This is a genomic window from Dellaglioa sp. CoH-57-MRSF-22 (assembly GCF_056781895.1).
The window spans coordinates 1-381 of sequence record NZ_JBXAXT010000116.1 but is presented as its reverse complement, the minus strand read 5'-3'; the positions used below and the strand labels follow the sequence as shown (position 1 = coordinate 381).

The 381-nt window shown below is 46.5% G+C and carries 2 tRNA genes and 1 rRNA gene; all 3 read left to right on the top strand.

Annotated elements, in window-relative coordinates:
• Positions 1 to 122 precede the first annotated feature (122 nt).
• A tRNA-Glu gene (locus AC1RPR_RS08450) sits at positions 123 to 194 on the top strand.
• Positions 195 to 199: 5 nt separating this feature from the next.
• Positions 200 to 272 (top strand) — tRNA-Thr (locus tag AC1RPR_RS08445).
• 39 nt (positions 273 to 311) lie between these two features.
• Positions 312 to 381 (top strand): 5S ribosomal RNA (gene rrf / locus AC1RPR_RS08440); the annotation flags it as partial.

The following is a 381-nucleotide window of genomic DNA, read 5'->3' as shown; positions in this document are numbered from 1 at the left end:
AGTTAAGCTTCTTAGCGCCAAGAGTAGTTGGGGGTCGCCCCCTGCGAGGGTAGGACGTTGCCATGCTAATAATAAATTTAAAAATGTGCTAATCTAACTGATTAACACATTTTTATGTATATGACCCGTTGGTCAAGTGGTTAAGACACCGCCCTTTCACGGCGGTAACATGGGTTCAAATCCCGTACGGGTCATTTTCGCCGGCTTAGCTCAGTTGGTAGAGCATCGGTATCGTAAACCGAGGGTCACAGGTTCGACTCCTGCAGCCGGCATTAGTGGTTGCAAAATTGTTTTATGTAGTAGTAAAAGAGTGTGGTGGCGATAGCAAGAAGGATACACCTGTTCCCATGTCGAACACAGAAGTTAAGCTTCTTAGCGCCA